General features: G+C 34.7%; 21 protein-coding genes. 16 read left to right on the plus strand and 5 right to left on the minus strand.

The window, feature by feature from the left end; genetic code table 11:
- Positions 1-99: 99 nt before the first annotated feature.
- From NZ698_RS06840 to NZ698_RS06855, 4 genes are all read left to right on the plus strand, one after another.
- Positions 100-1,767, plus strand: coding sequence for an APC family permease (locus tag NZ698_RS06840; RefSeq protein WP_263002327.1), 1,668 nt, complete (start codon positions 100-102; stop codon positions 1,765-1,767).
- Positions 1,768-1,774: 7 nt separating this feature from the next.
- Complete coding sequence (locus NZ698_RS06845) at positions 1,775-2,386, plus strand: hypothetical protein (RefSeq protein WP_263002328.1); 612 nt, start codon at positions 1,775-1,777, stop codon at positions 2,384-2,386.
- Between the two features lie 349 nt (positions 2,387-2,735).
- Positions 2,736-3,059: an Mpo1-like protein gene (locus NZ698_RS06850; RefSeq protein ID WP_263002329.1), complete on the plus strand. Its 324-nt coding sequence runs from the start codon at positions 2,736-2,738 to the stop codon at positions 3,057-3,059.
- Between the two features lie 25 nt (positions 3,060-3,084).
- Positions 3,085-3,426, plus strand: coding sequence for a DUF4377 domain-containing protein (locus tag NZ698_RS06855; protein WP_263002330.1), 342 nt, complete (start codon positions 3,085-3,087; stop codon positions 3,424-3,426).
- A gap of 38 nt (positions 3,427-3,464) precedes the next feature.
- Here NZ698_RS06855 and NZ698_RS06860 read toward each other — a convergent pair whose 3' ends face one another.
- Positions 3,465-4,412, minus strand: a complete 948-nt coding sequence (locus NZ698_RS06860) for an SPFH domain-containing protein (RefSeq protein WP_263002331.1) — start codon at positions 4,410-4,412, stop codon at positions 3,465-3,467.
- Between the two features lie 80 nt (positions 4,413-4,492).
- Here NZ698_RS06860 and NZ698_RS06865 point away from each other — a divergent pair, with 80 nt between their 5' ends.
- On the plus strand, positions 4,493-5,209 hold the full coding sequence (locus tag NZ698_RS06865; protein ID WP_263002332.1) for a hypothetical protein: 717 nt from the start codon (positions 4,493-4,495) through the stop codon (positions 5,207-5,209).
- An 11-nt stretch (positions 5,210-5,220) separates the two neighbouring features.
- Here the strand turns inward: NZ698_RS06865 and NZ698_RS06870 are convergent, their stop codons facing one another.
- Positions 5,221-6,576 (minus strand): deoxyguanosinetriphosphate triphosphohydrolase, encoded by a 1,356-nt coding sequence (locus NZ698_RS06870; RefSeq protein ID WP_263002611.1) that lies wholly within the window; start codon positions 6,574-6,576, stop codon positions 5,221-5,223.
- A gap of 70 nt (positions 6,577-6,646) precedes the next feature.
- Between NZ698_RS06870 and NZ698_RS06875 the strand changes: the two genes are divergently transcribed.
- The 5 genes from NZ698_RS06875 to NZ698_RS06895 all read left to right on the plus strand — a co-directional run bounded on the left by NZ698_RS06875 (position 6,647) and on the right by NZ698_RS06895 (position 11,210).
- A complete protein-coding gene (locus tag NZ698_RS06875; RefSeq protein WP_263002333.1) occupies positions 6,647-7,378 on the plus strand; it encodes an endonuclease in 732 nt (243 codons plus the stop codon).
- Positions 7,379-7,955: 577 nt separating this feature from the next.
- Positions 7,956-8,456, plus strand: a complete 501-nt coding sequence (locus NZ698_RS06880; protein ID WP_263002334.1) for a MepB family protein — start codon at positions 7,956-7,958, stop codon at positions 8,454-8,456.
- Positions 8,457-8,630: 174 nt separating this feature from the next.
- On the plus strand, positions 8,631-9,338 hold the full coding sequence (locus tag NZ698_RS06885) for an AAA family ATPase (protein WP_263002335.1): 708 nt from the start codon (positions 8,631-8,633) through the stop codon (positions 9,336-9,338).
- Positions 9,335-9,706, plus strand: a complete 372-nt coding sequence (locus NZ698_RS06890) for a hypothetical protein (RefSeq protein ID WP_263002336.1) — start codon at positions 9,335-9,337, stop codon at positions 9,704-9,706. The genes NZ698_RS06885 and NZ698_RS06890 overlap by 4 nt, the downstream gene beginning before the upstream one ends.
- A 40-nt stretch (positions 9,707-9,746) precedes the next feature.
- Positions 9,747-11,210: a ligand-binding sensor domain-containing protein gene (locus tag NZ698_RS06895; RefSeq protein WP_263002337.1), complete on the plus strand. Its 1,464-nt coding sequence runs from the start codon at positions 9,747-9,749 to the stop codon at positions 11,208-11,210.
- A gap of 793 nt (positions 11,211-12,003) precedes the next feature.
- Here the strand turns inward: NZ698_RS06895 and NZ698_RS06900 are convergent.
- Positions 12,004-15,009: a LamG-like jellyroll fold domain-containing protein gene (locus tag NZ698_RS06900; protein WP_263002338.1), complete on the minus strand. Its 3,006-nt coding sequence runs from the start codon at positions 15,007-15,009 to the stop codon at positions 12,004-12,006.
- Positions 15,010-15,516: 507 nt separating this feature from the next.
- On the opposite strand from NZ698_RS06900, the gene NZ698_RS06905 reads away from it, so the two are divergent.
- From NZ698_RS06905 to NZ698_RS06925, 5 genes are all read left to right on the plus strand, one after another.
- Positions 15,517-15,738, plus strand: a complete 222-nt coding sequence (locus NZ698_RS06905; RefSeq protein WP_263002339.1) for a hypothetical protein — start codon at positions 15,517-15,519, stop codon at positions 15,736-15,738.
- Between the two features lie 36 nt (positions 15,739-15,774).
- The gene (locus NZ698_RS06910) at positions 15,775-16,620 is read left to right on the plus strand and encodes a transporter (RefSeq protein WP_263002340.1); all 846 of its coding nucleotides are present in this window, start codon (positions 15,775-15,777) and stop codon (positions 16,618-16,620) included.
- A 417-nt stretch (positions 16,621-17,037) separates the two neighbouring features.
- Entirely contained in the window at positions 17,038-17,826 is a 789-nt protein-coding gene (locus NZ698_RS06915; RefSeq protein WP_263002341.1) for an SDR family oxidoreductase, read from the plus strand.
- An 86-nt stretch (positions 17,827-17,912) separates the two neighbouring features.
- Positions 17,913-18,272, plus strand: a complete 360-nt coding sequence (locus NZ698_RS06920; protein ID WP_263002342.1) for a hypothetical protein — start codon at positions 17,913-17,915, stop codon at positions 18,270-18,272.
- Positions 18,273-18,274: 2 nt separating this feature from the next.
- A complete protein-coding gene (locus NZ698_RS06925) occupies positions 18,275-19,174 on the plus strand; it encodes a helix-turn-helix domain-containing protein (protein ID WP_263002344.1) in 900 nt (299 codons plus the stop codon).
- Between the two features lie 135 nt (positions 19,175-19,309).
- Here NZ698_RS06925 and gcvP read toward each other — a convergent pair whose 3' ends face one another.
- Positions 19,310-22,168 carry an aminomethyl-transferring glycine dehydrogenase gene (gcvP, locus tag NZ698_RS06930; RefSeq protein ID WP_263002345.1) on the minus strand — a complete coding sequence of 953 codons (2,859 nt, stop codon included), beginning with the start codon at positions 22,166-22,168 and terminating at the stop codon, positions 19,310-19,312.
- Between the two features lie 463 nt (positions 22,169-22,631).
- On the opposite strand from gcvP, the gene NZ698_RS06935 reads away from it, so the two are divergent.
- Positions 22,632-22,787 (plus strand): hypothetical protein, encoded by a 156-nt coding sequence (locus tag NZ698_RS06935; protein ID WP_263002346.1) that lies wholly within the window; start codon positions 22,632-22,634, stop codon positions 22,785-22,787.
- A gap of 48 nt (positions 22,788-22,835) precedes the next feature.
- On the opposite strand, the gene NZ698_RS06940 is transcribed toward NZ698_RS06935, so the two are convergent.
- The gene (locus NZ698_RS06940) at positions 22,836-23,483 is read right to left on the minus strand and encodes a DnaJ domain-containing protein (RefSeq protein ID WP_056080995.1); all 648 of its coding nucleotides are present in this window, start codon (positions 23,481-23,483) and stop codon (positions 22,836-22,838) included.
- Positions 23,484-23,851: the final 368 nt, after the last annotated feature.

Genomic DNA, 23,851 nt, shown 5'->3' on the forward strand with positions numbered 1-23,851 from the left:
TTTAATACTTATTAACTTTTCAAGAAGAAATATTAAGAAAATCTTAATTATTTCACAGAAATAATTACATTTGTTTTTTTCAACATAAATCGTCATTGAATGAATCAACTTTTCAGAAGAAAACAATACTCAGAAACAGACACATCTACAAGTTTATTACGGGTTTTAGGAGTTTGGGATATCGTTTTTTTTGGTATTGCAGCAATTATAGGAGCAGGAAGCTTCAGCAGTTTGGGTGAAGCAGTTTTCAGAGGCGGTCCCGGTGTTATTCTTCTTTATTTGATATGTGGTTTTGCCTGTGGTTTTACCGCCTTATGTTATGCCGAATTTGCGAGTAGAATTCCTACAGCAGGTTCTGCTTATACTTATGCTTACGCCAGTTTTGGTGAATTAATAGCCTGGGTAATTGGATGGGCTTTGATTATGGAATATTCTTTCGGAAATATTTATGTTGCCTTTTCATGGTCAGATTATTTTACCAGTTTCATTGAACGACTCGGAATGCACATTCCTGATTATTTAACTTGCAGCTACACCGAAGCTCATAAAGCTTTCTTAAACGGTTCTGAAAACAAAGAACTCATCAATGCATGGACAAATGCACCATTATTGGGAGGTTTAAAATTCATCGTTGATATTCCTGCATTGGTAATTAACGGATTGATTACCTGGTTGTGTTACCGCGGAGTGAAAGAAAGTAAAAATTTCAACAATTCTTTGGTTATATTAAAACTTGCCGTAATCGTTTTGGTTATTTTGGTTGGTTTTTCATACATCAATACTGAAAACTGGACACCTGTAAGTGTAGAAGGAACGAGATCTTTTATGCCGAATGGTTTTGCCGGAGTAATGAGCGCAGTTTCCGGAGTTTTCTTTGCCTACATAGGTTTTGATGCATTAAGTGTACTTTCTGAAGAAACAAAAGATCCGCAAAAGACTTTACCAAAAGGAATGATTATTTCTTTGGGGTTGTGTACGGTAATCTACATCTGCCTGACTTTAGTTTTAACCGGAATGGTTGATTACAGAAAATTTGACGGAGTTGGAGATCCTTTATCTTTTATATTTGAAAAAACAAACGCAAATGTCGCATGGATGGAATTGACAGTTTCATTTGTAGCGATTGTAGCCATTACAACTGTTTTATTGGTATTCCAGATGGGACAGCCGAGAATCTGGTACGCAATGAGCCGTGACGGATTGATGCCTAAAAAATTTCAGGATGTTCACCCAAAATATAAAACACCCTCATTTGCAACGATTGTGACGGGTATTGTAGTGGGAGTTCCTATTCTTTTCACTGATAAAAGTTTCATCTTAGACTTTACTAGTATTGGAACTATTTTCGCTTTTGTTTTGGTTTGTGCAGGAGTTTTAATGCTACCTGCAAAAGAGAAAATCAAAGGTAGATTTCACCTTCCTTATATTAACGGTAAGATTATTTTCCCAATTATTTTTATTGGCGCTTTGGTAGGATTTTATTATTTCCAGCCGGAGTTTTTTGATACTTTAATGGATTGGAAAGATCCTAAAAACGGAGAATTCAGAGCTTCTATTTTCTTTTTCATCTTGATTAATTTAGGACTTTGTGTATTGACTTTCATTAAAAACTTTTCACTGATTCCATTGATCGGTTTAAGTTCTTGTTTATATCTACTCACCGGAATGAGCCACGAAAACTGGTTCTATTTCGGACTTTGGTTTGCTGTTGGTTTGGTTATTTATTTCTGTTATGGATATAGAAACAGCAAACTGAGAAATGCTTAATCGATTGATGAAATGCCTTTTCTGTCTGCTATTTTTAATCTTAATCGGATGCAAAAAAAACAAAATTGAATCCGGAAATGACATAATTGTAGAAAAGGCGGAAGCAAAGAAAATTCCCTACAAAGAATTTTTAGTTTCAATTAATAAAAAAACTGCAGAAGAAAAGAAAAATTATCTGTTTAAATTTATCAACTATGATGTTCCCAATTATTGGATGGGTACACCTTGGTCATTCAATGGAACGACAAGAAAACCACAAAATGGAAGTATTGCTTGCGGATATTTCATTACAAATACGTTGACTGATTTTGGTTTTGATATCAACAGAACTTATCTGGCGCAACAAGCTTCTTCTGTGATGATTAAAAAGCTTTGCAAAGACATCAAATATTTCAGCAAAAGACAAGATTTAGAAAAATATATTTTGAGTAAAGATAAAAACCAAGTATATATTGTCGGTCTCGACTTTCATACAGGATTTATTACAAGAGAAAATAAAGACACTTATTTTATTCATTCCAATTACATTAAAAATAAAGGCGTAACGAAGGAACTATGTCGAACTTCAAAAGCATTGAATGCTTCTAAAACTTTTATGATTGGAACGTTAAATTATTAAAATTTCAGTAAAATCCTAAAAGCAATAATAGGTTTTTTGAACCATTAAGGTTGTGAAGTTTTTAAGTATAATCATCATTCACATTTTTTAAGATTCACCAAGGTGAATGATTAAGCAATATGCTAAATCATTCTTAAACCCTTCAATTTTCTTAATGTTTAAAAGATATTGAAGTTTTAGAGAACAATCTTTATTAACATTTTTAGGATCACCAAGGTGAATCATTAAGCAATTTGCTTAAATCAATTTAATGATTCTTAATCATTCTTAGACCGTTTATTTTCTTAATGTTTTAATATTTGGCGAAATAATTGCTAAGGTTCATTTAAGAACTTTAAAAATTAATGCCATGTCTGAAAGAATCAAAACATACCAAGAGTTCTATGAGTTTTATCTTGATGAACACAAAAAATTAGGTACAAGAATTTTTCACTTTCTTGGAATTTTATTTGTATTTCTCGTGATCGGTTTTGTTATTTATACCGGAAAAGAAAGATTCCTTTGGTACATTCCTATATTCGGATATGGTTTCGCATGGCTCAGTCATGCATTCATTGAAAGAAATAAGCCTGCAACTTTCAAATATCCGCTTTGGTCGTTGATTTCAGATTTCAAATTATTTTTTGAACTGTTGATAGGCAGGCAGAAATTCAGAACTCAGGAAAAAGCTTAACTTTGGCTATCACTAAATTTATACTATGAAAAATATTCTAAAAATAGTAAGCTATACATTTGCAATGACATTCTTAATGATACAATGCAAACCGATGCCAAATTCAACTTCAGGAGATGAAAAAACTTTCATCATTGCCTCACAAGCTGTAGATTGCACAGGAGTTGCGCCAATGAAATGTCTTCAGGTTAAAGAAAAAGAATCTGACAGTTGGGGAAATTTCTACAGCAACATCGAAGGTTTCACTTACGAACCCGGATTTGAATATGTTTTAAAAGTAAAAACAGAGAAAATTGAAAATCCGCCAATGGATGGTTCGTCAATCAAATATACTTTGGTACAACAGGTTTCTAAAACTAAGAAATAAAAAAATCCCTTTCAAAAAATTTGAAAGGGATTTGTATTTTAAAGCTGTTCCTGATGACCACCTCGATTTTTCGGAAGATTTGGAAGTTGAGCTTTATTTACTTCATCCATTTTCTGAGTTGCTGCCATCGAAACAACCAATTCATTCAGCATAGAGCTTGCTGCTTGTGGCGAATTGGGCAATAGCACCAAATTGCTTCTATTATTTGCTCCGATGGAATGTAAAGTATCATAATGCTGCGTCACCACAATTAATGCCGAAGCTTCTTGTGCATTGATTCCTGCAGCGTTCAACATTTTTACAGATTCTTCAAGACCTTTTGCAATTTCTCTTCTCTGATCTGCTATACCTTGTCCTTGTAATTTTTTAGATTCTGCCTCAGCTTTTGCAACCGCAACAATTCTGATTCTCTGAGCCTCAGATTCGTATTCTGCGGCAGTTTTTTCACGTTCTGCAGCGTTGATTCTGTTCATAGCATGTTTCACTTGCTCATCCGGATCAATATCTGTAACCAAAGCTTTGATAATATCGTAACCATAACTTTGCATCGCTTCCTGCAATTCGCTTTTTACAGCCACCGCAATATCATCTTTTCTTACGAAAACATCGTCCAATTTTGTTTTTGGAACTTCAGCACGAACCACATCAAATACGTAAGATGTAATCTGATTTTCAGGATTTTCGAGACGGTAATATGCGTCTTTCACATTCTCTCTGATTACTTGATACTGAACGGAAACTTTCATTTTAATGAAAACATTGTCCAGAGTTTTGGTGTCAATAATGACATCCAATTGCTGAATTCTAAGATTCAGGCGCTTTGAAATCTGATCCAAAAAGGGAATCTTCAGATGCAAACCTGCGTGACTGACTTTTAAAAACTTACCTAATCTTTCTACAACAGCAGCTGATTCCTGCTTCACCGTAAAAAAGGAAGCGAATAACGTGACAAGTCCGAAAAAGACCAAAATACCTAAGTACACCATATCTGTTTTTAATTTATGAATTTCTTAAAGATAATTTATTTATTTGAAATGACCTATATTTAGCCATTAAATAAATCGTTATGAGAATCATTTTTATCATTCTTTTGTTTGGAATTTGCAGCGTGAATGCTCAAAATAAGCTGATGTATTATCCAAGATTGAACGACACCTATTTATCTAGTAAAGACAGAGATTACAATGAATTTATTTATGCTAAGAAAAATCTGGTTGCTGAACTTTCAAAAATATCTCAAAAAACTTTTTATTCCAATTACATGATCAGTACTTCAGCAGGCGGTCATGGTTCATTCACAAGTTTGGAATTGGTTCCGCTTATACAGACTTATGAAAACTTTTTTGTTCAGGGTTTTACTTTAAAACTGTTGGGTGATAAAGAAATTCATATTCCGCTTACTTATACCGAAGGTTTTAATGAAAACCAAGATGGCGAAATAAGCGAGATGAAATCTAATCTGGAACTAAGTAAAGCAGACAAAATCGCTCTTTTTATTCCCCTGCATCTTCTCAATGCAACTGCCGGAAATGGCGAATACAATGGTGAATTTTACTTTGAAAGTATTGAAACAGTTATTAAAAGAGAAAACTATGCTTCATTCACTGTAGACGGCAAATTTTCAAAAGAATTTTATCTGAAAAACCGACAAATCAACAGTTTAAAGATCAAAACTTTAATTTTTGAATTTAAAGACAATCAACTATTCGTTAAAGCAATCTATTCAACTGCAGACGAATCTAAAAGTGAAAATATAATTTTCACTACACCTTTTACACTTTAATTATTTAAAATTTACATCGTCATTCCAATATCAATTCCTTTTATTTTTCGGTAAAGATCGGTCGCGTAATTGTCTGTCATTCCCGAAACAAAATCGATGACACCCAAAACTTTCTGATAGTCACTTCCCTCTTCATAAACAAATTGTTGTGGAAGCAGTTTCAGCGCCATTCTATCGTAAGATTTTCTTTCATCTTTAGGTTTTAAAATAGAAGGAATAAAATGATTTAGCAATTCGTACATGACGTTGTAACCGGCATTTTCGATTTCAACTACAGCTTTATGATTATAAATTTTTGCGATTGAATAAGATTCTATTTCCTGTAAAGCCTTATTTCCGTCTCTGTAAATATCCAGCAAACCTTTATCTAAATTCCCTCCTAAAATCGCATCAAAATTAGTTTTAAAGCTCTCAATCGACTTATTGATTAGTGCATTGATAACTTTCGCCCTCAAATATGAAACTCTCTCGTTATCATTGGAAATTGCCACTAATTTATCTTTCACTTTTTTGATGTCCTGATTTTCAGATTCAATTAAATCAAGAAAAAGATTTTCACAGTCCGCATTTGAAATAATTCCTAAACGATGCGCATCTTCCATATCGATAATATTATAGCAAATATCATCGGCTGCTTCTACCAACCACACAAAAGGATGTCTTTTAAAAATATAAGGTTCCTCATTTTCCTGAATCAGATTCACGCCTTTTGCAATTTCAAGGAAAGTTTCTTTTTCGTTCTGAAAAAAACCGAATTTCTTTCTGTGAATGATTCCTTTTTTCTTGGCAATCGCTTCACAAGGATATTTTGCGATACTTGCCAAAGTGGTAAAAGTCAATTGAGTTCCACCCAAATCTTTCCCTTGCTGTTGATGAGCCAAAACACGGATCGCATTCGCGTTTCCTTCAAAATTAACCAGATCTGCCCACTCTTTTTCTGAGAACTTGGGTTTCAGATCATTTTCGTTTTTATCAAAATAACTTGCAATCGCATCTTCTCCTGAATGTCCGAAAGCAGGATTTCCGACATCATGACAAAGACATGCTGCTGCAATTACGTTTCCTAAATTATGCTGGTAAAAATTTTTAGATTCTTCGGTAAGATCACTTTTATTATTTTCTGCAATAAATTCTCCGATCACACTTCCCAAACTTCTTCCGACAGAGGAAACTTCTAAAGAATGCGTCAATCGGTTGTGTACAAAAACACTTCCCGGAAGCGGAAAAACCTGCGTTTTGTTCTGCAATCTTCTGAAGGCAGATGAAAAAATAATACGGTCAAAATCTCTTTGAAAATCTGTTCTTGAAGCAACAGTATTTGGATTGTTACCGGTACGCTGACTGGTAAAAATCTGGTTCAAATTCATCATTTTCCAAAATTAATTCAATTTTTACTTTTAAAGGAATAATATTTGAGTTTTTGTTGAAAACAATATTATGCCTGAAGGTCCAACAATCGTTCTGATGAAAGAAGATCTGCAAAAATTTGTAGGTGAAAAACTAACTGAAGTGAGCGGAAGCGAAGTTCCGAAAGATTCCAAAATCAAAGGAGGAATTTTAAGAGATATAAAAACTTTTGGAAAACAAACATACTTGATTTTTGATACCATTATTTTCAAAGTTCATTTGATGATGTTTGGTTCTTACAGTTTATATAAAAGAAAAGATATTGATACGCTTAAATTGGGATTAACCTTTAAAGACGGCGGAATGTATTTTTATACTTGCGTTGTAAAGGTCATTGACGAAAGTTATCTCAAGAAAATTGATTGGGAAGTCGATATTATGAGTGACAAATGGAATCCCGAAAAAACGGAGAAGACTTTAAAAGCAACCCCTAAAATGATGATCTGTGACGCATTGATGAATCAGGATATTTTTTCCGGAGTCGGCAATATTATCAAAAACGAAGCTTTGTTTAAAGCAGGCATTCATCCGGAAAGTTTAATTGGAAATTTACCTCCAAAAAAGCTTCAAAAAATTATTGCAGAAGCCAGAAATTATGGCTTTGATTTTAAAAAATGGAAAAAAGCAAATGTTCTGAGTAAGCATTTTCAGATTTATCATCAAAAGAATTGTCCGATCTGTGGCAATGAAGTCATTAAAAAAGACACCGGAAAAAGTAAACGGACAAGTTTTTTCTGTGAGAACGATCAGAAATTATATTGATATCATGAAATAATCATCCGCAATTTTAGCATTAAATTTTATTCATTTCAAACTAATAAAGCATCATTAAAGGATGCTTTTCTTTTTGTTATGCAAAGCATTTTTATGTTATTTGGATTATCAAGTCTTAAATACAAAATACGAATACATTAACAAATTCACATTATTTTACGAATAAAATAATTTATTTTACAGAAAATTTATATTTAAATTTTAAAATTAATCAATTAAGATTAAGTCTAAAATTGCTTAATACTCGCGTAACAAACTGATATACATCATAATTTTTATATTGTCAATACAATTTGAAAGCCGTAATATTGCATTACAGAATTCGCAATAAATATTAAAATAAATAAAAATTCAAAAATTATGATCGCAATTATCGGAGTAGCAACATGTGCAGTTTTAGTTTCTTCTTATATCGCAACAGTGAAAAAGGAAAATAACTAATCAGGAATTAAAATAAACCTGCCTATTTAACAAATTTATCAGTTAGTATTATTTATGTTTGCAGTCTCAATCACTGCCCGCTGTTTTGCTCAATCGGAGTAAAGCAGCGCAAAAAACATAATAAATGATTACAGAACTCGAGCAACTTCAAAATTCAGTTTTTTCAAAGCTCAGCTTAATCATTTCCCAACTTCAGCCTGATTCTGAGTGTGAAGATTATTTTGGTCACAGTTTCCAACTTAATCATCTTAGCATCAAATTCAGAAAGGCAAAAATTACCCCAAAGAAAGTCGGACAATTTGTAACTTTATGGAAGAGAAATCCCGAAAGCAAACAAACCGAACCTTTTACATCAGAAGATCCTTTTGATTTTTACATTATCTTTTGTAATAATGATGATAAATCCGGATTTTTCTTTTTTCCTAAAAACATTTTAGCCCAAAAACAAATTCTAACAACGTCTTCCAAAGAGGGAAAAAGAGGTTTCAGAGTTTATCCGGATTGGGATTCTCCTGAAAATAGACAAGCTACAAAAACTCAAAATTGGCAAAAAGATTTTTTTATTGATTTTTCAGACGCGGATTTTCTTGGAAAACTTCGTCTGTTCGAGTGTTTTTCATTATAAAATAATGAAAATGTATCGAGAACCCATGAATCAAAGACAACTCGTGAATAACAAACTTCTCGATACGATTTTTTCAAAATCTACTCGAAGTGACGTAATTCGAAAAACTATATCATCCAAAAGTTTCGAAAGAATTATCTTTGCTGCAACAACAATTTAAGCAAAGACAAAAAAATGAATCTGTACAATCTCATCATTCAGGACAAAGAAGAAGTGACGCTCGATGATGTCTTCCTTGAACCCAAAAATAAAGAGCAGTTTGTACAGCTTATCAAAGAACAAACCTACGCCAAAGAGCTGATGGAATACGGACTTCCCGTCAACAACAAAATTCTTCTCGAAGGAAGTTCCGGCTGCGGAAAAACAATGACTGCAAAAGCCATTGCAAATGCATTAGGTAAAAATATCATAATTCTCAACCTCAGCAATATTGTCTCTTCAAGAATCGGTGAGACTTCCCAAAACATAAAAATGATTTTCGATAAAGCAGCAAGAGAAAGATCTGTGCTTTTTCTAGATGAGCTCGACCAGATTGGGAAAGCCCGTGGAAGCGACGATAAAGATGTGGGCGAAATGAGAAGACTCGTCAATACATTGATTCAGCTGATTGATTATTATCCGGAAAATGCGCTTTTACTTTGCGCAACCAATCATGCAGAAATCATTGATACTGCTATCATCAGACGTTTTCAGCTGAAAATAAAATATGAAATGCCTTCACAAGAATTTCTGGATCGTTTTTATGATCAGCTTTTGTCGAAGTTTCCGGAAGATTTAAGAAATATTGAAAGAAAATATGAGATTTCTTTTGCTGAAGCAAAGGATTATACCTTTACAGTGGTGAAAGGGAATTTGATTGAGAAGTTGGAATCTACAAAATGAAATTAGCTTATCTTTTTTTGGTTTTGATCCTACTATTTTTCTGCAGTGAAAATTACACTGGAGAAGTGAGTTTCAAATCCTGTAAGATCAAATATGATGTTCTTGATGAGAATAAAGAACATAAATCTGACAATCAGTATATCGTTGGAAATCAATGGAGATTTGAATCGGCAAAACAGGAATTGGCACTTTGTCTTTGTGAAAAATATCTGCAAAACCCAGATAAAGAAATCAAAGACAAGATTTTGGAAATTTATCACGACGACTTTGAATATTATCGTAGAGAAATTAATTTTAAGCCCGTCGGTTTTGATTCAATTTTAAAAAACAGAAAAGAAATTTTTGATTACAGAATTTTGGTTGATTAGAAGCAGAAAAATTATATTTAAAAAAAAAACTAAAAACTTCATGAAACATACAATCCTTATATTAGCGATTGCCTTATCAGCAAATCTTAATGCACAAAATATTTTTCCAATAAAATTAGACAATTGCAAAACAGATCGTTTTTGTCTTGACTGTGGAGATGTAAAAGCAGGATATATTGAAGAGAATTTTTTGCAGCTGCAAAACGAACTGCAGGAATCTTTAGATTTAAAAGGATTAAAAGGAGCTGTTCAGTTTCAGGTACTTGTAGATTCGAAGGGAAAAGGCTGTGTTCTAAGTCATACCGACCAGTCTAAAAATCCCATTACTCTAAAAATCATTGAAAAATTAAATAAATTTAAAAACTGGTCACCTGCAGTTACAGAGGGAAAGAAGGAAGAAAAGTCGTCAATCAATTTAGTTTTCACCATCAATGAAAACAAGATCAAAGGAAAGGTAGAAAGAGTGGATGTGAAAGCTTTTACAAAATCATTTGATAAGCCTCAAAGTCCTGAAATATTCAATAAAACATTTGATTATAAGAATGAAAATCTTAAAAATTATAAAATTACAGTCTGGAACTCCGGCAACTCTACCCTTCCGAACAATATGAATGATCATATTGCAATTGATAAAAATGGTTTAGTCTGGTTAACTGTAGACGAAGGTCTGGTAACTTTTGATGGAAAAGATTTTAAAAATGCAGAGCAAAACATCACTGATAAAGGAAAGTTCTTTTCATACTACGCACTAGCTTCTGATAACGACAATAATAAATGGGTGTATGGAACCAATAACATCTATAGTTTCGACAATATTAAATGGACAAAATTTGATCCTAAAGAAATCGGTATTGACGGAGCTTATGAAATCATCAACAATCCTAAAACCGGCGAAGTTTTTTTCTGTTCTGATGAAGGATTAACGATTTACAAGAACGGAAAATGGACAAATATTAATAAAAGTAAAGTCAAAGAGTTCCCTTCCGACAGAGTCACATTTGCGAAAAGAGACTCTAAAAACAGAATCTGGATCGGAACTTTTAGCGGGACTGTAATGATTGATGAAAATGGAAAAGCTACAAATTTTGAAAATACTTCATCGGTACTGAAAGGAAAATGTATCACTTCGATGGATGAGGATGAGAATGGAAATCTATACTTTACATTATATGAATTTAATCCTAAAGAAAAGGGTCAAGTAAACAAAAATGAAGGTATTGCCATCAGAAACACAGACGGTACATTCAAGCAATATACAACTGAAAATTCAGGAATGCCATTTAATCATACCAACTGTATTCTTTACGACAAGGCAGAAAAAGTTGTGTGGATTTCTACAGACAGAGCAGGATTGATAAGATACGATCTGAAAGATGGATGGGAAAATTATCATAATCAAAACTCAGATATTCCCACATCATACATTTCTACCATGACATTTGATGAAAAAGGAAACCTTTATTTAGCCACAAGACAAGGATTGGTAAAGATCGAGAAAAAATAAAAATTGTCACATATTTTAGGACCTTGGCTTTAAGTCAGGGTTTTTATTATTTATTGAATTAAAATTAATTTGTTAATTGCATTGGTTTAATTTTTAAGTAAATAAAAATGCAAATCCATGATCCGATAAAATATGTAATTTGTTACAGCTTTATGAAAAACGGTTAAAGCAGTCTGTTAGATCAATAAAGTTGTTCAATGAAAGTTTCAACCGCTTAGAAGTGGCAGTTAGGCATTTAGTTGTGGCGATCAACTACTACGTTATGCCGTTCAAGTATTTCGAATAAGCAATCAACAGTTTCGAAGAGACGATCAACCATTTCGAAGAGCCAATCAATCAGTCCGAAGAGCCAATCAACCACTCCGAAGAAGCAATCAACCACTCCGAAGAGGCAATCAAGTACAATTTGTTTAATTTCAACACTTTACAGCCTTTTTAGAAAATATTGGTGAATTGAAAAAAAGATAGACTTTGGCTTCACAGAAATTCTCTTTCTCTGATGGAGTAGATTTTTCTGAAAGAAGTAGATGGGTTGGTTTAAAAAATTTAGAAATAAAAGATTACCGTTTTAAGAACCACCCCGTCAAAAATTCTTCGAATTTTCGCCACCCCTCCAGAGGAGGGGAATTCTTTGTCCTGTAGTACCATCGTAAAATTCCCCTCCTTTGAAGGGGTGGATTTTTCCGCAGGAAAAAGATGGGGTGGTTACAGCTCCCTTAAACAAAAAAATCCTTTCAATAAATTGAAAGGATTCCTTTTGAAAATATGAATGTATTAAGTGCGCTTTACCCTTTTACTGAACAATAATTTTAAAATTGCTGTTCAGGTTGTCTCCTGAAACATTCAGAATATAATTACCTGATACTTTTCTTCCGCCAACATTTAAATTGAAAATTCCGCTTCCGTTAGCATTTAATTTTTCTTTAATGATTACTTTTCCGGTCATATCAATTACTGTAGCAGTAAGACTCGATTTTTTATACTCAGGAAGTTTAATGAAAATCTGATCTTTTACAGGATTCGGATATACAGTTCCAACATTTTTGCTGATGCTGAATTCTGCATTACCCAAAACTGCCTGATTGTACAAAGCAGATATTTCCGCCGGAGTTAGTGCATAATTGTACATTTTCAATTCGTCAAATGCACCTTTATAAGGAGCCGGAGCATTTGCAGTTGATAAAAATTCCAGCTCACCGATATTTCCGATAATCAGATCACTTGCTTCACCAATACCTGTAACAGCAGTTTCGTCTCCTTCAGAACTTAAAACACCATTGGTGTAAATTCTCATTTTATGTGTAGTAACGTCTCTCTGGATAACTACATGCACCCAGTTTCCTGTAAAATAATTGGCAATTGGAGATGTGATTTCTTTTTTCGTAATATCATCATCGATAGCATATCTCAGCTGACCTCCTTTGATCTCTATGTTAAAACGTTTACCAGTAGCTCCTGTTGTAAGATTTTTGGTAAACGAACCTTTACACAATACATAAAGACTGGTCGCCGAAGACGACGGAATCATGCTTGCCGGAGCTTTCATCCAGTAAGAAACCGTAAATGAATTGGTATTAAACAAAATCTGCTCTTGATGAGGAATACTTGCGATGTACGGAGTATTCGGTGATGTTGCCAAGTCAAGGGCATAATTTTCTTTACCTGTTACTCTCACGCTGCTGTTATCATAAGCCACATTTAATGTTCCATTATTGGCATAAGACGTAAGATCGGCAATCTGCTCACCGGATAAAGGTGCTTCAGAGAATGGCCAGTTTCCGACAAGACTTGGTGTGATTGCACGGAAATTCCAGACAGTTCCTGTTACCGCACCCAATGCATTCGAAGAATCAATTCTCCAGTAGTAATTGGTTGCCGTATTTAAATTGTTAAGCTGATAAGAAGGTGTTGCAGAATATGGTACGGTTGCAACATTGGTTAAATTTTGAGGATTTGTTCCGAAATAAACTGTATAATTTGTAGTATTTGTACTTCCTGTCCATTTTAAAAGAAGATTACCACCTGCCAACAGTTCAACGCTATTATTATTGTTTGCAGGAGTAGGATTTGTTGCCTGTGCCGGAGCAGACGGAACAGGAGGTGTAGTAACAGACGCATTGGCTGTATACACAGAAGATTCTGTAGCATTTGTTGCTTTCACTCTGTAATAATACTGAGTATTTGGCGTCAAACCTGTCTGATTATTTGTTGTCGTATTTGCAGGTAATGTTGCAATCACTGTAAAATTGGTACCGTCAGTAGAACGTTCCAATACATAATTGGTTTCATTTGCTGCATTATCATTCCAATTTACTGTTAACGAACTTGCAGCAGGAGTACCCGTTGTCAATGCATTCGTGAAATTTAAATTAGATGGCGGAATGATGTAAGCAGGAGGAGCCGTATTCGGTAAACCGTTGATATAAACTTCAATATTTAAATACGGAGCATATGTTGTACTAACTGCCAATGCATCCGCAACATTAGGATTCAGTCCGTTCGCATTTTCCCATGCATCCGGCATTCCGTCATTATCAGTATCTAAAGGAGCCGGAGCACCATAAATGTGTCCTGCACCGCCATTGGTAAATCCAAATTGTGTTGTTAAATCAGTCTGTACATAAACATATGTTGCAGTTGTTCCTTTTGATGACAGATCTGAAATCATCAACTGATCTACCTGATCACGTACCGGATAAGATGCACCAACACCTGCAACTATATTATTGTAAGCAGCCAATGCGGTCAATGTCGGGTTTTTCATCGGATAATCGTACGAAGTTGGCTGTATTGCAGTAATATCTCCGACAGGATAGCCCGTCAAATCCTGCGGAACCAAAGTTCCGTCCAGAACTCCGTTTTTATTGTTATCGAAGTAATTCCCCGAACCGTACAAATTAAAGTTAGCATTTCCTACGCTGAAAGGTGTACTGACAGTTGGACCTGTATTTGGACCTCCGATGAAATAATTGTTGATGATATTTGCATACGAAGCTCCTGCAGAATCTCCACCCATGATGTAAGCTTCACCGGACTGAGTGTGACCATAAGTGTTTCCATAGTTCCCCCAGTTGTAAACAACATTGTTCACAAACTCGTTGATTCCTTTTATTTTGTTGTTACGGGTTTTGTTACAGATGTATAAATTCCCGATCAGACTTATTTTTCCTCCTGGTGGCGGTTGCATCAATCCTCCTGCAGAGTGATTGTGACGGTGCATTCCCTGTCCGATGATAGAATTCTGAATTGTAATATTATCCGGGGCAGTACCATTATTATCCCAGTTCACAGAAAATACTTCATCTGTACCCCAGGTAAAAGTCATGTGATCCAAAATGATATTGGCTCCGTTGGCGATTCCCGAAGCATCCTGATTTTGAGAAGTTCCTCCGTAACGCAGACGCATAAATCGTGCAATGGTATTATTCGCTCCAGAAAAAGATACTCTGGGTCCTAAAAATAAAACTCCTTCTCCGGGAGCAGTCTGTCCTGCAATCGTGGTATTAGCAGCGACAGCAACTACAGATTGTAGATTAATAATCCCTCCGACTTTAAAAATAACAAAACGACCCGGCTGACTTACCGCATCACGAAACGAACCGGCACCACTGTCATTCAAATTGGTCACTAAATAGATTTGAGGGTTTGCTGCACCTCTTGCTCCTGTGGTAAATCTACCAAAACCGGTAGCTTCCGGAAATGCAAGAGTTTGCGCATTGATATCGACTGTGGATACAATTAATCCACCAAGCAGTAGAGATTTAAATACATGCTTAAATGGTAAAGATTTGCTTTTCATAAAATATTAATTTTGTGTTAACCAAGCTAAACACAAACGCAAATATGAGCATCCTGCACCATCCTGCTACCTCCTAAAAATCAAACATTTACAGCCTAAATCATCTTTTTCATACGAAGTGAACAAGTTTTAACATACTGAAAATCACAAAATAAAAGAGTGTAAAATTTCCTTTTTTAAGCTTTAATTTTCATTTTTAATTTTCATTTGAGTTGGAATTACTGATTGTTTAGCTGACGATATTTATTTACCATTAAAAGGTATGGAAGTAAGCGATGTGTAAAATATTAATATCGGAAAATCAACTGTCTTCTTCAGAAAAGACTATCACCAGTAATGAAATTTAAAATAATTAGTCACAACTAATTATTTTAAAATTTTCTCTCTGGCTTCGTTATTGCGTTAAGAAAATTACAGCATTTCAAATTTAAGATCAGCCTTTGAAAAGTGATCAGATCTTAGATGAAATTTGCCAAATAATGTATAACACCACTAAAAAATATTATTATGCAATTTATTGAATTCAAAAAAGAACATTTTATTCAGGACGAAAAAAACGGTAAGTATTTCCTGGAAATTCCAAAAGATGAAATAGGTTTTGGAGATGTCAAATTACAAAAGAAAAATGATGATGGTACTCTTGCCGAGATAGACGCAGAAATCATCAATGATCTTAGACAAATTAAAATCATTATGGAAAATCCACAAGATATAAGAGTAAATTTTTAGTTTAAAAAGCATATTCCACAAACACAAATTATAACCATGAAAAATAATCAAAAGATTTTTAAAGTTCTTTTTGGTGCATTGCTTTTACCTTTCATAAGTTATGGTCAGCAAGACGTACATCAGAATTATTCGCTATTCAATCCTGTTCCCCAATCTCTTATGAGAGAAATGGAAACTGACCGTCCTGATGTGACAGAATCTCCGTATACCGTAGATGCGGGACACTTTCAGTACGAAACTGATTTTGTAAGATTGATAAAAGAGAAATCTGATGTTCAGAAGACCAATACAATATTGATCAATCAGGCAAACCTTAAAATCGGACTTACCGGAAGCACCGCACTACAAATTGGTTTCCAGACTTATGGAAGGCAAAAAGAAACGGACATCATTTCCGGTAGTACAGAAACGACACATGGTTTCGGTGATGTGACCTTGAGAATCAAACAGAATTTAATAGGAAATAATAACGGAAACTTTGCATTGGCATTATTACCTTACATTAAATTTCCAACTTCAAAATATGATGAAAACAGTCGTTTTGAAGGTGGCTTAATTGTACCAATGGTTTATAAACTGCCCGGAGAATGGAATCTGGGATTTCAGGTGGAAGTTGACAGATTAAAAGATCTGGATCAGCAAGCAATGCATACTGAATTTTTGCAAACATTGACTCTCAGTCATCAATTAGTAAAAAATATTGACGGGATCGCTGAAACGTATTACACTTATGATTTTAAAGCTCACGAATTATCTAATTTTTTAAATGCATCTATTCAGATGGAGGTTGTAAAAGACTTAAAACTTGATGCCGGAATTAATTACGGACTTCAGCATAACGCAGAGAAACAATACTTTATTGGTGCGTCTTATCGCCATTAATCATTACAACTTAAAATAAAATTTCTACGGAAAAACAAATTCTCTTTCAAAATCTGAAAGGGAATTTTTATATTTAGAAAATTAATAAATCCTCAAAAGTTGAAAATAGAAAGATTTCATTTTAGATGACTCATCAGCAATTAATTTGATTATCATACTAAGAACAAATTTGAATAGTAATTAATTTCAAACTGAGTGAAATGAAATTTCTCTCCAACTATCACTATGCCGGTACAACGAAAATTGTGATTCTACGATACAAAAGGTAATGAGTTTTTATCAAATTAGTAATGATAAAAAAAATCAACATTCAACTTTAAAAAAAATTAATACTCTACTTAGACTACAATTTTCAGATTTTTGGCTACATCCGCTTTTTGATTTCTGCAGAACTTTGCTTCAATAAAAATCATAAAAATGGATTTAAAAAACAGTACCATTCTCATTACCGGAGGAACCAGCGGAATGGGATTAGAATTTGTTAAACAATTAACTAAAATCGGAGCTAATATTATCATAACCGGCCGTAATCTTGAAGCTTTGTATGAAACAAAAAGTCTGTTTCCAAATGTGCACACGTTTCAAAGCGACGTTAGCAATCCAAAAGATATTGAAGATTTGTTTCATAATGTAACCACACTTTTTCCTGATCTGAACATCATCATCAACAACGCCGGAATGATGCGTTTAATAGATTTACAGGATCAATCATTGGATTTGGAAAATATCAACCGAGAAATTGCTACGAATCTTACAGGAACCATCCAAATGGTACATCAGTTTCTGCCGCATTTACTCAGGCAAAAATCCGCAGGCATTGTGAATGTCAGTTCGGGAATTGCTTTTATGAGCTATTCGCCGGCGCCTATTTACAGTGCTACAAAAGCCGGAGTTCGTGCCTACACGCAAGCTTTGCGACTCCAACTTCAGGGTACCAATGTGAAAGTTTTTGAAATGATTCCACCGGGTGTAAAAACAAATCTTCAAAATGATTGGGTAAAACAGCCAAACCCGAAAATGATGATGAACGCCGATGAAATGGTACGAATATCAATCGACGGACTTTTGAAGAATAAAAAAGAACTGAAACCTTTAACCATCAATATTATCAAATTGGCTGCCCGATTAATTCCCAACGTATTATTAAATTTAGGTCACAAAGAATTTAAGGAGATTAAAAAAATTCAAAACAAAAAAAGTTCATAAAATGATTTACAAGATTTTAATGTGTTCGTCATCATCATAAATCTCGACAAATTCAATAAATTAGATTTTAATTAAAGAATAAAACAATGTTGAAAAGTATAATTTCATTAATATTATTGCTTGTATCAGTTTTTCTGGCATTCAAGCACGGTTGGGATACCTTAAATTATAAAAAACATCCCGAATCTTTAAAGATGATGAACGAACTCGGCATTACCGAAACCTTGATTCCCATTTTTGGTGGATTGACATTATTGATTGGTATTTTGCTGATCATTCCTAAAACTTTTTTCCTGGGAAATATGTTGAATGCCATTTCAATTGTCATCATTATGGCACTTGCGATGAAGGCAGGAAATTTTAAAATTGTTTTCATGGAAATTCCTTTTTTGGTTATGCCTTTAATTATGATTTGGCTGAAATATCCTTTTATTAAAACTGCTTAAAAATGACACTGCATAGAATTAAATCCATCACCGAAATTCATCGTTTGGCAGGACTTGAAAAACCCAACCATCCTTTGATCAGCATTGTAGATGTTTCAAAATTTACAAATGATTCCGATGTAAATGCTGTGGTTTTTGATTTTTATGCAGTGTCTCTGAAACGGGGTTGTGATAATTTATTGTACGGTCAGCAGAAATATGATTTTGATGAAGGGTTGATGGCTTTTATGGGGCCCGGACAAATTTTGAGAGGCGAAGAAAGTGGGATTCCGCCAAACCTTGAAGGCTGGATGATGTTTATTCATCCCGATTTTTTGTGGAATTCTTCACTGGCAAAAAAAATAAAACAATATGAATATTTCGGATACGCCACCAACGAAGCCTTGTTTCTTTCCGACAAAGAAGAAACGATGATGAACGGGATCATTGAAAATATTCGTGGCGAATACAATTCTAATATTGACAAATTCAGTCAGGATGTGATCATTGCCCAACTGGAATTGCTATTTACTTATGCTCAACGCTTTTATGAACGACAATTCATTACCAGAAAAATCACGAATCATAAAGTTTTGGAACGGTTGGAAGATGTATTGAATGATTATTTTAACAACGAAGATTTGGTCTCAAAAGGTTTGCCCTCAGTGCAACTGGTCGCTGACACGCTGAATATTTCAAGTAAATATTTAGGAAGTTTGTTAAAACAGCTGACTGGGCTTTCCACTCAACAGCACATCCACGAAAAGCTGATTGCAAAAGCAAAGGAAAAATTATCAACATCAGAATTATCTGTTTCAGAAATTGCTTATGAATTGGGATTTGAGCACTCACAGAGTTTCAGTAAATTGTTTAAAACAAAGACCCAGCAAAGTCCGGTTGAATTTCGGGCGGGATTTAATTAGATAATGAATGTTTTTTTAATTAAAAAATTAACCAGCAGGTAGAAGTGGTTGTTCTGAATTATTAATCAATCAATTTCGTCAACAAAAAATCCCTCTCAAAACTGAAAGGGATTAATTATATAAAAAAACTTCTAATTACATATAAGCTTCAATCGGCTCACAAGTACAAACTAAGTTTCTGTCTCCGTAAGCTTCATCAACTCTGGAAACTGAAGCAAAGAATTTGTGCTCTCTAACCCAGTCTAATGGATAAGCTGCTTTTTCTCTGCTGTATGGTTTATCCCATGAGTCAGAAATTACCAATTGCTCAGTGTGAGGAGCGTTTTTCAATACGTTGTTTGCCTGATCAGCTTCACCGTTGGCAATCTCATCGATTTCATGTTTGATGGCGATAAGAGCTTCTGCAAAACGGTCGATTTCAGATTTGCTTTCAGATTCTGTAGGCTCAATCATCAAAGTTCCTGCAACCGGGAAAGAAACCGTAGGTGCGTGGAAACCATAATCCATCAGTCTTTTTGCAACATCAGCCACTTCAATTCCTAAAGATTTGAACTGACGGAAATCTACGATACACTCGTGCGCTACTCTACCTTCTGTATTTGAATATAAAATAGGGAAATGCTCCGCTAAGATTTCTTTTAAATAGTTTGCATTTAAAATAGCGTGCTCAGTTGCTTTTTTCAAACCTGAAGTTCCCAACATTTTGATGTACGCGTAAGAAATATTTAAGATCAATCCTGAACCGTAAGGCGCTGCAGAAATTCCTTCGATTGCTTCTTTTGAACCTACTTTAATGTTGGCATTTGTTGGTAAGAAAGGAACCAAATGTTTTGCAACACAGATCGGACCAACTCCAGGACCTCCACCTCCGTGAGGAATAGCGAAAGTTTTGTGAAGATTTAGGTGACAAACATCTGCTCCGATGTTTCCTGGACTTGTATATCCAACCTGAGCGTTCATGTTGGCACCATCCATATAAACCTGTCCACCATGATCGTGAACCAACTGAGTAATTTCTTTAATATTGGCATCAAAGAATCCGTAAGTTGACGGATAAGTGATCATTACACAAGAAAGGTTTTCAGAGTGCTGTTCAGTTTTTGCTTTGAAGTCTTCGAAATCAATTTCTCCGCTTTCAAGGTTTTTCACGACAACAATTTTCATTCCTGCCATTGCTGCAGAAGCCGGATTGGTTCCGTGTGCAGACTGAGGAATCAACACCACATTTCTGTGACCTTCGCCTCTTGAGATGTGATATTCTCTGATCACCATCAATCCTGCATATTCTCCCTGAGCTCCAGAGTTGGGCTGAAGTGAAGTTCCTGCAAAACCAGTAATTTCAGAAAGATCTTTCTCTAATTCTCTGATCATTTCCTGATAACCGCCTGCCTGATTTACCGGTACAAATGGGTGAATACTTCCCCATTCTGCCCATGAAAGCGGCAACATCTGCGTCGCAGCATTCAGTTTCATAGTACAAGAACCAAGAGAAATCATTGAGTGGGTTAATGATAAATCTTTTCTTTCAAGACGTTTGATGTAACGCATCAATTCTGTCTCTGTATGGTATTTGTTGAATACTTCTTCCGTTAAGATTTCATCTTTTCTAAGATTTTCTTCAGGAATGCTGTATCCTTCTTTTATTTCTAATTTAAAAGTCTGCTTGTCTTTGAACTGAGCGAAAGAAGCCATCAAAACATTCAGTTTTTCAAGCGTTGTACTTTCGTTGATCGCAATGCTGATAACGCCTTCTGTGAAATAGTTCAGGTTTAATTTATGATCAAGCATCATTCTCATTAATCTTGCTTTCTCATCTTCAGCCATCACGATCTTTACTGTATCAAAAATCGGCTCTTCAACCGTCTGATAACCTAAAGCTTTCAATCCGCCTTTCAAAGCATTGGCTTTAAAGTGAATCTGGTCAGCGATATAATTTAATCCTTTCGGACCATGATAAACAGCATACATTCCGGCCATAACCGCTAAAAGAACCTGAGCAGTACAGATGTTTGAAGTCGCTCTTTCTCTTTTAATGTGCTGCTCTCTCGTTTGCAAAGCCATTCTCAGTGCACGTTTTCCGTACATATCCTGAGAAACCCCGATGATTCTTCCCGGAATATCTCTTTTATAATCTTCTTTACAAGAGAAAAACGCCGCGTGAGGACCACCGTAACCCAATGGAATACCGAATCTCTGCGAAGTCCCAACCGCACAGTCAGCGCCCATTGACGCAGGAGATTTCAATTTAACCAAAGCCATCGGATCACAGGCAACAACAACCTGTAAGTCTAATTTTTTGTATTCAACGATATCTTCAGTGTAGTCTAAAACGATTCCGTTTTTTCCAGGATATTGTAGTAAAACTCCGTAATATGATTCGTCGAACTGGTGCGTTTTGTGATCACCTTCAACGATTTCGATTGCTAAACCTTCAGCTTTTGTTTTTAAAACAGAAACGGTTTGAGGTAAAACCAAATCAGAGATAAAGAACTTGTTGGCTCCTGCTTTTTTCTGATCTTTAGTTCTGTTGTTGAAGAACATGTGCATCGCTTCTGCAGCCGCCGTAGATTCATCCAACAAAGATGCATTTGCCAAAGCAAAACCTGTCAAATCGCACACAACAGTCTGATAATTAAGCAAAGCTTCTAATCTTCCCTGTGCGATTTCTGCCTGGTAAGGCGTGTACGCTGTGTACCAGCTTGGGTTTTCAAAGATATTTCTCTGAATCGCCGATGGCAACAGGGTATTGTGATATCCAAAACCGATATAGCTCGTATAATCAGTGTTCTTCGCCGCCAGTTCTTTCGAATGGTTCAGCATCTGATATTCTGAAAGCGGTTCTGAAATGTTCAGATCATTATCTAAACGGATTGATGATGGAATGGTTTGAGAAATCAATTCTTCGATACTTGAAACGCCAACTTTTTCCAACATTGCCTGCTTATCGGCTTCGTTTAGGGAAATGTGACGGCTCACAAACTGCTCTGTATTCATTTTTATATATTAGATTTTGTTTGAAAAAAAAGATTCGTAAAATTACGATTTTTAAAATGATTTCACAACCTAAGTCGCTGTCAGAGATTGGCTTTTTGCAATTGGCTTTAAAATCGAAGTTTTTAATGTTTCAAATGACCGGTTGTGAGTGATAATCCGGAATTTATTTAAATCTTCTATCGAAACGATTTGGGTTATAAAGTTCTTTTACTAATAACTCAATTTGAACACGAAGGATATTAAAGTTTTTGCCAGTTAGCGGTTCTTAATTTTAACAGAGCCGTTTGACATCGTCGAATTTTCGATCTAACTTATAAAAGCTAAAGGTTTTTTTGTGATTAATTAATGAAAATCATCTATAAATTTTCCCACAAAATATTGTCTCATATCCTTTGCTAATCAGCAATTAAAGAAATTTTAAATTTTATTAATTATATTTATTCTAAATTAATATATTTGCAGTATGAATAACATTACTCCGTTTAAAGTTCCGCCATTGGCTCCGGTATTTTCTTTCGCGAATGAAGAAATGTTCTGTGGCGACAAAAAATCTTGCTGTAAAAAATTCAAGAAAGGGAAACGATGCAAAAAATGTCCGGGAAATAAAAAGCTGGCTTAATTGTGTTGGAGTGTTTTACTGTCTGAGAGATTTTGGGTTTGTAAAATCTTAAATGAAATTGCTGATCCAGAAATAAATAGCAATTGCCAGAATGATAATTCCCCAAATCAGCAACATAATCTTTGGATAACCTCGTCGGTTGATAACTGTTCTGGGTTGTGGCTTAAATAATTCTTCCGCTCTGTCTCTGAACTTTTCTCCGTCAGATTCAAAAACTTCCGTTATTGTAATTCCCTGAACAACAGTTTTATGCAAAAGCGAATTGGTCGCATGAAGCAGCAACTGAAATTTTCCGTTTTTAAATTCGGTAATTTTAAAAATTCTTTCTCCATACGCCTTTTCCAAACCAAACGGTAAAACTTTCACCACATCAGCATTCTGTGTCTGCCAAGTGATGATGATTTCCTCACCTTTTTTCGCATGAATTTTATTCGCCGAAAAAGTTTTAATTGAAGGCGGAACCGTGTATCTGAAACTTTTCTGTAGACTTTCTAAATTCTGGTCGTAAGTAATCCTTCTCCCTTTATCGCTCAGCGTTTCGTACGCTTCCTGAATTTCTTTAAAACGTTCGGCAAAAAAATCATCATTTTGATTTTTATCAGGATGGTATTTTAATGAAAGTTTTCTGTAGGATTTTTTGATGTCTTCATCCGAAGCATCACGAGAAATCCCGAGAAAATAGTAGTAGTCTTTCATTTAGGCTAACAAAAATAAGGATTTTGTCGTTGCGGGCAAAAATAATGATGCCACGAATGCACGAATTTTATCAAAACGAACGTATTATTTTAACGAAAAGGTCGGTAAGATATTTTTTAGGTTTTTTGTGCATTTCTCGTTCGCAAAGACGCTCTAATCAGCAAATGACAGCAATGTTAGTTAGTTTTAATTTTGAGTGAACGATTATCGTATTTGTTATTCTGTCAAGAATCTAAGAATTCATTTATCTTCGTTGTCAAGATTCCTCCGTAATGACAGACGTTGTGTTGATTTAAATTTGAAGAAATTTGTGCATTCGTGGCAAAAAAATTCCGACACATCTTTTGCGCCGGAATTTAACAATTTCA

The sequence above is a fragment of the Chryseobacterium edaphi genome (assembly GCF_025628985.1).
GTDB lineage: Bacteria > Bacteroidota > Bacteroidia > Flavobacteriales > Weeksellaceae > Chryseobacterium > Chryseobacterium edaphi.